The organism is Sediminitomix flava (assembly GCF_003149185.1).
Classification (GTDB): domain Bacteria; phylum Bacteroidota; class Bacteroidia; order Cytophagales; family Flammeovirgaceae; genus Sediminitomix; species Sediminitomix flava.
Genome location: NZ_QGDO01000014.1, coordinates 1 through 8,599 on the forward strand (window position 1 = coordinate 1; position 8,599 = coordinate 8,599).

Annotated in this window: 12 protein-coding genes; all 12 read left to right on the forward strand. The window is 32.2% G+C overall.

Annotation, left to right across the window (positions count from 1 at the left end):
- Window positions 1-139: 139 nt before the first annotated feature.
- On the forward strand, window positions 140-547 hold the full coding sequence (locus BC781_RS24965) for a hypothetical protein (protein WP_146201782.1): 408 nt from the start codon (window positions 140-142) through the stop codon (window positions 545-547).
- Window positions 548-768: 221 nt separating this feature from the next.
- Entirely contained in the window at window positions 769-1,176 is a 408-nt protein-coding gene (locus BC781_RS24970; RefSeq protein WP_109623218.1) for a hypothetical protein, read from the forward strand.
- Between the two features lie 88 nt (window positions 1,177-1,264).
- Complete coding sequence (locus BC781_RS24975; RefSeq protein ID WP_109623220.1) at window positions 1,265-1,867, forward strand: hypothetical protein; 603 nt, start codon at window positions 1,265-1,267, stop codon at window positions 1,865-1,867.
- Between the two features lie 67 nt (window positions 1,868-1,934).
- Window positions 1,935-2,465, forward strand: a complete 531-nt coding sequence (locus BC781_RS24980) for a hypothetical protein (RefSeq protein ID WP_158281585.1) — start codon at window positions 1,935-1,937, stop codon at window positions 2,463-2,465.
- Between the two features lie 92 nt (window positions 2,466-2,557).
- Window positions 2,558-3,373 carry a hypothetical protein gene (locus BC781_RS24985; RefSeq protein ID WP_109623225.1) on the forward strand — a complete coding sequence of 272 codons (816 nt, stop codon included), beginning with the start codon at window positions 2,558-2,560 and terminating at the stop codon, window positions 3,371-3,373.
- Window positions 3,374-3,531: 158 nt separating this feature from the next.
- Window positions 3,532-3,984, forward strand: coding sequence for a hypothetical protein (locus tag BC781_RS24990; protein ID WP_109623227.1), 453 nt, complete (start codon window positions 3,532-3,534; stop codon window positions 3,982-3,984).
- A gap of 98 nt (window positions 3,985-4,082) precedes the next feature.
- Window positions 4,083-4,649 carry a hypothetical protein gene (locus tag BC781_RS24995; RefSeq protein ID WP_109623229.1) on the forward strand — a complete coding sequence of 189 codons (567 nt, stop codon included), beginning with the start codon at window positions 4,083-4,085 and terminating at the stop codon, window positions 4,647-4,649.
- Between the two features lie 626 nt (window positions 4,650-5,275).
- The gene (locus BC781_RS25000) at window positions 5,276-5,719 is read left to right on the forward strand and encodes a hypothetical protein (protein WP_109623231.1); all 444 of its coding nucleotides are present in this window, start codon (window positions 5,276-5,278) and stop codon (window positions 5,717-5,719) included.
- Window positions 5,720-5,862: 143 nt separating this feature from the next.
- Window positions 5,863-6,420, forward strand: coding sequence for a hypothetical protein (locus tag BC781_RS25005; RefSeq protein ID WP_109623233.1), 558 nt, complete (start codon window positions 5,863-5,865; stop codon window positions 6,418-6,420).
- Window positions 6,401-7,258: a toxin-antitoxin system YwqK family antitoxin gene (locus BC781_RS25010; RefSeq protein ID WP_109623234.1), complete on the forward strand. Its 858-nt coding sequence runs from the start codon at window positions 6,401-6,403 to the stop codon at window positions 7,256-7,258. Before BC781_RS25005 ends, BC781_RS25010 begins: the two co-directional genes overlap by 20 nt.
- Window positions 7,259-7,362: 104 nt before the next feature.
- The gene (locus tag BC781_RS25015; protein WP_109623236.1) at window positions 7,363-7,947 is read left to right on the forward strand and encodes a hypothetical protein; all 585 of its coding nucleotides are present in this window, start codon (window positions 7,363-7,365) and stop codon (window positions 7,945-7,947) included.
- Window positions 7,948-8,046: 99 nt separating this feature from the next.
- On the forward strand, window positions 8,047-8,599 hold a 553-nt coding region (locus BC781_RS25020), incomplete at its 3' end, for a hypothetical protein (RefSeq protein WP_109623239.1).

Genomic DNA, 8,599 nt, shown 5'->3' on the forward strand with positions numbered 1-8,599 from the left:
AAAATAGAAAAATAAAATAAAAAAGTAGGTAACAAGGGGCATATTCCACAGCCATATGCGATGCAATCTGGCTGCGATACCATGCCCGAGACGTTAGCGAGAAATATTAATGAGGATTAAACTAATAATACTATTATTCATGATTTCACATTCGTCGTTTGCTTGTAGTTGCAAATGGCTTGGTGATTTTTTTGAGGCTAGTAAAAAAATGGATCTTATCGTAAAAGCAGAGGTTATTGAAAAACTGAAAGAAGATGAGCCGTTTGATACGATAATGCGAATTAAAATACTTGAAAAGTACAAAGGGAATGAAGAACAGAATGAAATTTTAGTTTATGGGGATAAAGGAGCTGATTGTTTAGCTTACATAAGTGAATTTGAGTTGGGCGAAGTGTATTATTTAGCTTTGGGAAAGTCTTTAATATCTAATGACAAGTATTTGCAAGGTAATTGCGGTGAGCTTTATCTGACTGAAGGCCGTAGGTGGAAAAATGATAGGAAAGAAAGGGGTTTTATCAAAGTACAAACGAATTTCAGGAATGAATGAGACAGAGTTTATAAAAAGATTGAAGTCTGAAAATTTCCAAATAAATTATAAAATACTCTTATTTTCAACATTAATATTTATACTATTTATTTATGTATTCAGAGTATTTTTAAGTAATAAAAAATCTCGCTAACAAGGGGCATATTCCACAGGCAGCTATGCGACGCAATCTGCCTGCGATACCATGCCCGATTCGTTGTGCTTCATTAATGATATCTTGAATGAATAGAATAGTAAATTTCGGATTATTGATATTGACGCTTTTATTCTCAAATTGCTCGACATACTTGGAACTTGAGGATTATTTGGATGTGTCTACCCCTTTTAATTTGACTAATCAGACTATTGACACTGAAACAGGATTAACAGAAAGAAAATCTGAAACTATCGAAGTGAACTCTGAAAAATGGAAAAAATTAATTGATTGGAGTACGGGTAAGAGAGAAGGTTGGACAACATCACCTGCTTCATATATTGGAGATATTTCTGTATCACAAGGAGATTTCAGATTAATTCACACAAGAGGTTCAAAAGGAGTTGTAATTGCTTTTACAGATAAAGAAGGAAAACCAAAACAATATACTAACGTAATTCAAGAAGGAGAATTGAGTTTTCTTTACGAACAATAAAAACGAAAGCACAACAAGGGGCATATTCCACAGCCATATGCGATGCAATCTGGCTGCGATACCATGCCCGGGTCGTTGTACACAATTCATGAAATATTCTAGTGGAAATTTAGAAAGATATGCTATAATCTTGATGTATATCAGCTTATTGGGCTGGTTACTTTTAGATGATAAAAATATTCTTGAGTACGTATCTTTCTTTGCTTTAGGATTTTACATTTTAGGATTTATGCTTGAATGTAGAAAAATAATTAAAAAAGTAAAGCCTTCAACAGGACGATTATTTGCTTACAAAAGGACTTTCATAGGTGTCGATTTTATTTGGATAGCACTTTTACAAATACTGATTATAACAAATTGGCAATATGATAATTTTTCAATTCAATGGATTTTAGTACCATTTTGGTCAACGATCTTGTTAAAAGGTTTTTTAAAACAGATTTATGATGATTATTATATTCTGATTGATGAACATAAGATTAGAATTAGTGAACATCAAGAGTTTGTAATAAACGTGTCAGATATAAATGAAGCAGTCAAAAAAGAAGAAAAGTATCGTTTGATTAGTAAAACAGATAATATTGATATTTACTTCAATAGAATTGCGCCTTCATCAAGAAAGGAATTGAAAGAAGAGTTAGATGAAATTATCAGCTCAAATAAAATAAACTGTGTACAACAAGGGGCATAGTCCACAGGCATCTGCGACGCAATCTGCCTGCGACACCATGCCCGAGCCGTTGGCTACAATTAGTAAAATGGTACTAGAGATTACAGATTTGAATAAATGGAAAATAGAAAGGGAAATCGGAAAAAGAAAGTCCATTGATTTTTCAAAAATGTCTCCAATTGGTAGTACATCATATTTTTTGAAAGACTTTATATCTTTTGATAAAGAACAAGATCAAAGAAAACTAAAGTTGAACTCAAAATGTATTTTCGAATTATTTACAGATGGGATTTTACTACATTCGAATTATTCAACAAGTCAACTTCTAATTCCGATTAAATACTCTGACATAACAGATCTAAAACTAATTAAAGGTGATGAACTTGTGAACCCAAGAAAATTTTCTCTGATGTGGATTCTATTAAAACTAGGAGTTCCTTTAACCATTTCTCGATATTTTTGGGGAGGTCGTACTATAAGTTATTCAATTGGAGATACTGAGCTAATAATAAGTACCACCTTTTTTAAAATGAAAATGATAACAAATGGTTTTACGTTTGAAAGTCAAGAGGATTTTTTTAGAAGACTACCAATAGAAAACATTCAAATAATAAAATAAAACTGTAGCCAACAAGGGGCATATTGCACAGTCAGCATTGCGACGCAATCTGCCTGCGACATTATGCCCGTATCGTTGGCAACAAGCAAAAAATGAAGAAGTACGGGATTAAAATATTATACGGAATATTATTAATAGGAATTGTCATTTCAATTTTTCATGCGTTGAATGATAGTGGAGGTTCTGCATTCGGAAATATCATTGAGACATTTATTTATACCTCTCTACTGATATTTATAACATCTATTGCTCTATTAATATTATCGTTTAAATATTTTTCTAAAAAAGTGGCTATTTGGATTTTATTGCTTTTAAGTATTCCTCTTGCGATAAAATATATTAGCTATTCTGTCAATGAATTATATTTAGAAATGATTGACACAACAACTCCTAAAGAATTTGTTTATGAAGTTGAAGTTGATTCAAATAGTTACCATAAAGACAAAGCTAGATTACAAAAACAGATTGACAGTTTAATAAAAATCGAAGTTATTGTAAAACCTGCAGAATTAGCACCTAGATATTTTGGTGGTCAATTTTATAAGGATACATTAAAAAGAGACTGGGCAATAGATTTATCTTTTTCGTTAGAATACAAACAAACGATTGTTGACACTCTTTTTTATAATGAAAACGGGAATGAGGTTGTTGCTGGATTGTTAATAAACAAGGTGTTTAATGAATATATTGATTATCCGAATGGAGGTATTGAGTTTATTGGAAGAGGTTTTAGATATTACAAAGATAAAATTAAGCCTTTTGTGATGCTTAGTAATTCAGTATCGGGGCATAAGACTTATAGTTCTTGTTCTGACAGATTAAGATATTACTATTTCAAGAAAATTGGTTCTTATGAAAACAAACTTAATATGAATGACACCAGATTTTTGAACAGTAGTGAACAATAAATGCCAGTTGCCAACAATAAATATACGTAATGCGGGGCGATGTGATAAATTTGAGCTTTAGAGCAATTAATAAACGAAGTAGCGGTTTGATAGTGAAGTGCATTGAAATCCCGCACTACGCATATTCGAGACGTTGTGTGGAATAACTAAGTGAGAATATGAATGTAGGAGTTGTTTTAGTAGGAGTGATTTTTTTAGCAATGCTTTCGTATATGATAATTATGGGAGTTAATGGCTTTAAAATGAATAGGGAAATATGGCGGAAATTAGAAGTTGACTTCCCCGATAATGATAATAAGCAATTTTTACATATTTGTAGGATTAGAAGAGCCTTTTTACGAGGACTACCTATTACTTTAGATAAACTTAAAATAGGTGAACAAGGAATATGTATTACACCATTTTTTTATTTAACTCAGAATTCAATTTATATACCATACAAGCATCTTAATTTCCTTAGAAAGGAAAAAACAAGTTTGAGAAGTGAGAGGTCGGGGAATTTTATAGAATTGAAAATTGATATATCAGTTCCTATTCTAATTACTTTAAGAGAGCGTGATTCAAAAATTCTTCTTGATTTAATTAGGTATTCAAAAGCAAAAAAGAAATAAATCTCCACACAACAAGGGGCATATTCCACAGGCAGCTATGCGACGCAACCTGCCTGCGATACCATGCCCGTATCGTTAGGGTGCATTTGAAAATGACAATGAGAATACTAATTACAATATTGACTTTTAGTCTTCTAACAGCATTTCATAACAGACAGGAAAAGACGATTTTGAATTTTGCGAGTGAGCAGACTGACTTTGAAATACTGCAGTCTTTTAAAGCAGGGTACTTTGTTAATTCAATTGAAAATCACGAACTTCACGATAAGAAATATGAGATTGCAATTAAGGCTAAAAAATCTCACTCTAATAAAAACAGCTACGACAAGACAGTTTATACACGAATTCAAATGTGGCAGTTTGACTTTGGGACAACAGAAAAAAGAATTCAAGCGACAGATTCACTCTTGAACTGCTTTCCGAATGACTGCGCGAAAATCAAAAGGCAGATTGACCAAGGACTAAAAATAACACCGTCAATTTGGATTATTGAAGACAAGACAATCTACATCGCCCGAACAGCTTGTGAACAAGTTGACGACAAGTGGACTGAATTTAAAGGTGAATTTGCAGACTCATTCGCAGATAACAGCACAGAAATAATTGTGACTGAGTGTGGTAAATTAACTTGGACGACAAAAGAAAAAATAAAAAACGCACCCTAACATCGGGTATAAGCCACAGCCGCCTAAAGGCAGGCTCCGGCCCATACCCTAGGCGTTAGGCAAAATTATTAAGTGAGCATTTTTTTAATTAAGATTCTGCAAATTCCCCCAAATCGTAAGTAGAAAAGGTGAATTCGGAATTGCAGATTTTAGATTTTAAAACAGACTTAATTTCAGAATCAGATCGACTGATTTATAAAAGTCGGCAAACGAATCTTATCTGAATCTAAAATTCAAAATGAGGACGAATTGAGAACTCAAATGAGCGTGAAAACAGATTTTCTCTTATCAGAATTTTAGTGAATTTTCAAACTGCCAATTGGATTTAATCTCAGATCAAAATACTCTGCAAATTTCCATGAAATGTGGCGAAAAAGGAATTTGAATTTAGAACGTAAAACACTCTATAAATTCTCATAGAGCGTAGAAATAAACAAATGAATTAGCACGTGAAAAAGTTCTGGGTAAAATCAACTTTAACTGATTCGCAAAAAGAGAAAAATAAAAAAACTTTGCCTAACAAAGAGCATAGCCCACAGGCAGCCTGCGACGCAATCTGCCTGCGTTACCATGCTCAGGGCGTTATGGCTAATAATTCTAAATAATTAAGGTAAGTCGAAAGCAAAATGGTTATTTCAATTTTATCAATACTTGGTTTAGCATATAGTTGGAAGGATGGAAAGGGAAAATTCCAAAAAGTAATTACAACTCTTTTAGCTATTTCTTTTTTGATTTTGCTATTCAATTCAAAAGAATTAAGAATTTCAAGTACCCTACTTCAACTATTAGTATCCTTTTTTTGTGTGATTTTCTCTTTTAGAGCAAAACGTATAAATGGATTAGATAGATTTTTAATTGGTGGATTTGGTATAACTTCAATTTTCACTAATATTTTTAGAGTTATGCATTATCCTTATCAATTTGAATTATCGTTTTTGCTTTTACTAATTAGTGTAATATACCTGTTTAGTAGAGTTTATTTGAAAGATATCAAAGGATCAGCTCATTTAGGTTTCATGCTAATTTGGGGATCATATGCTATTCTAAACTTCGTAGATATAGTTAACTAATTTGATTCATATTTTTGAATTTATAGTATAAGCTATACTGGAAAATAAAACAAAAAAAGCCATAACAAGGGGCATATTGCACAGGCAGTGTGCGACGCAACCTGCCTGCGACACCATGCCCGAGTCGTTGTGGCTAATAAGACATGATTAAGAAAATACTATTACTAATAATTGGTTTCTTCATTTCAGGTTGTGGTAATAAGAAACCTATTGCTTCTAAAGCAATTCCCAAAATGATGCAAGTAGATTTGACAGGAGTTGATATTGATGACTTTCCTGTTGGTTTTGGACAGGTATTACAATTTGAGAATGGAAATGACTCACTGAAAGCCGTCGTTTTAGACTTTAGTGATGAAATTGAAGATAAATGGGTTGGAGTTTGCTTTATTAATCAGAATAAGCTTTTTGGTCGACAAATTCCAAGCGGATTAATCAATACACAATGTCTTGATTTGTTAGATTTGACTTATATCCATACTCAAGCTTTTACAAATTTTAAGGTACTTGAAACTATTACAGTAGATAAAACAAAAGTAGGAGTAGGTTCTCGTAGTGTGGTAAAAACTTTTTCTGATATAAAAAGTAATTTTGATTGGGGTATTGAGCAAAGATTGAAAGAGCAAACGCCATTCAATCAAGGACTAACAGATCCGAATGCAATAAGAGAGTGTTATTTCGAAATTGCAAAAATTAAAAAATAGCCACAACAAGGGGCATATTCCACAGCCATCTGCGATGCAATCTGGCTGCGATACCATGCCCGAGTCGTTGGCAACAATTATGAAAAAACTACTTATTTTTTTAATGCTTTTGACAAGTTGTTCAGAAGTTTATAAGACAGAAGTTATTGAAAAACTTCCTGATGGAACACCTATAATTGTAAAGGAATATCTAAAAAAAGGGGATGACTTTTATATACTTAAAAATTATTATTTGAACGGAAATATCAGATTTGAAGGAAAGGTATCAAATGATAAATTAGTTGAGTACAAAAAGTTTTATTTCGAGAATGGTAACCCTAGTAAATACATTGAATTAGAAGATTCGGTTGAATTAGAATACTGTTGTCCTAATGGTAATTATATACACTATTATGAAAATGGGATAGTTAAGGAAACTTATAATTTGCGTAATAAAAAAAATGAAGGACTATTACTCCATTATGATACACTAGGTAAAAAACTATTTGAGATTAACTTTTCCAAAGGTTTAAAAGATGGAATAGCCAAAAAATATTATTCAAATGGGGCATTACATTCAATTCGAACTTACGAAAATGATACTTTAATAGGTGAATCTCATTACTTCAAAGAAAACGGAGATTCGTTAATTACTTATTCTGTTTTTTCGGGAGTAGAGACATTACCAATTAAAAAATGGTTAGGTAATGGACAAGTATTTTTTGCAGATTATATTAATTATGATTTAGCTGAATTCATATGGACTGATTCACTAGGAAGAGAACTCAAAAGAGTTGAAGTAGCTTGGGGGAAGGAAAGTGAATATTACTCTGATGGATATTGGTTATTTCCACAATAAAAAAAGTTGCCAACAAGGGGCATAGTTCACTGGCAGTCTGCGACGCAACCTGCCAGCGTCACCATGCCCATGTCGTTGTAAGCCATTCGTAGTAAGCATAAATAATGAAAAGTGTTATAATAGTTATTTTATTTTTAGTCAGTATTCAATTGAATGCTCAATTTATTGAAAAAGGTGTGACTAAAATATTTCGAGGCATAACATCAGATGCATATGTAATACTAAAATTAGATTCTGATTCTACTTATTCGATTGATATTTCGAAAAATACTTGGTGTAGTTTATGTGATTTTGATTCACTTCAAAAGTATATAAATCAAAAAGGGAGTTGGTTTATAGATTCAAATAATAAAGTTCACTTGATCGAATTCAATACTGAAAATGAATATGAATTAGAAATTAAAAGTGCTGATAGATTAAAACCCCTATTTGTAATTAATAGACATATTTACAGTGATTTAGAGAAATCGTCTGAGCAAAATGTAGAAAAGATTAATTTCGTTATTAACACAACGATTGAAAACTCAAGAAGTAACTTAGATTTAATCTTAGAAACATATCCAAATGGAATAGTAAAAGAGACAAGAGATTTAGAAGGGGAAAAACCAAGTGGATATGTTGTGAAATATAACAGAAGTGGAGAAACTATATCAGTAACTCGATATAAAAAAGGGAAAATAAAAAAATAAAACGGCTTACAACAAGGGGCATAGTTCACAGTCAGCATTGCGACGCAATCTGCCTGCGTTACCATGCCCGATTCGTTGTAGTGCATTAAAAAAGAGCGAATGGGAAAATTAATATGTAAGTGTGGACATGTAATTGTTGACCAAACGGATAACTTGGAATACAAGGGATATATCTTGCCTGACACTTATGTTGATGATGTTTCAGAAAACTTGACCAACAATATCGACTCGTTATTTGAAGCAAACAAAAATGGAAGAAGACTTGAATGGATTAAGAAAAACTTTCATGTGCCACCTTATCCAACTGATTTAAAAGACTCTTCCATGATTCACGATTTACTTAATGTGATTGACACAGTACAAGATATTTTCGAATGTGAAAATTGTGGAAGAATTGCAATTCAAGTAGCACAGACCAACGAATTCAAATTTTTTACACCCGATTCTGAAGACACTAAAGGAATTTTAAAAGGAAAGAAAAATAAAACGCACTACAACAAGGAGCATATTCCACAGGCAGCCTGCGACGCAACCTGCCTGCGATACCATGCTCAGACCGTTATCGATAAGAAATATCATGTATTCAAGTATAATTATAATAGCGTTAGCCTTTTTTTGCTTAGGATATATTTATCTATATCTCTTTATAACT

Coding starts and splice junctions, on each gene's coding strand:
- BC781_RS24965 (WP_146201782.1), top strand. CDS start 140: ATGATTTCACATTCGTCGTTTGCTTGTAGTTGCAAATGGCTTGGTGAT.
- BC781_RS24970 (WP_109623218.1), top strand. CDS start 769: ATGAATAGAATAGTAAATTTCGGATTATTGATATTGACGCTTTTATTC.
- BC781_RS24975 (WP_109623220.1), top strand. CDS start 1,265: ATGAAATATTCTAGTGGAAATTTAGAAAGATATGCTATAATCTTGATG.
- BC781_RS24980 (WP_158281585.1), top strand. CDS start 1,935: ATGGTACTAGAGATTACAGATTTGAATAAATGGAAAATAGAAAGGGAA.
- BC781_RS24985 (WP_109623225.1), top strand. CDS start 2,558: ATGAAGAAGTACGGGATTAAAATATTATACGGAATATTATTAATAGGA.
- BC781_RS24990 (WP_109623227.1), top strand. CDS start 3,532: ATGAATGTAGGAGTTGTTTTAGTAGGAGTGATTTTTTTAGCAATGCTT.
- BC781_RS24995 (WP_109623229.1), top strand. CDS start 4,083: ATGAGAATACTAATTACAATATTGACTTTTAGTCTTCTAACAGCATTT.
- BC781_RS25000 (WP_109623231.1), top strand. CDS start 5,276: ATGGTTATTTCAATTTTATCAATACTTGGTTTAGCATATAGTTGGAAG.
- BC781_RS25005 (WP_109623233.1), top strand. CDS start 5,863: ATGATTAAGAAAATACTATTACTAATAATTGGTTTCTTCATTTCAGGT.
- BC781_RS25015 (WP_109623236.1), top strand. CDS start 7,363: ATGAAAAGTGTTATAATAGTTATTTTATTTTTAGTCAGTATTCAATTG.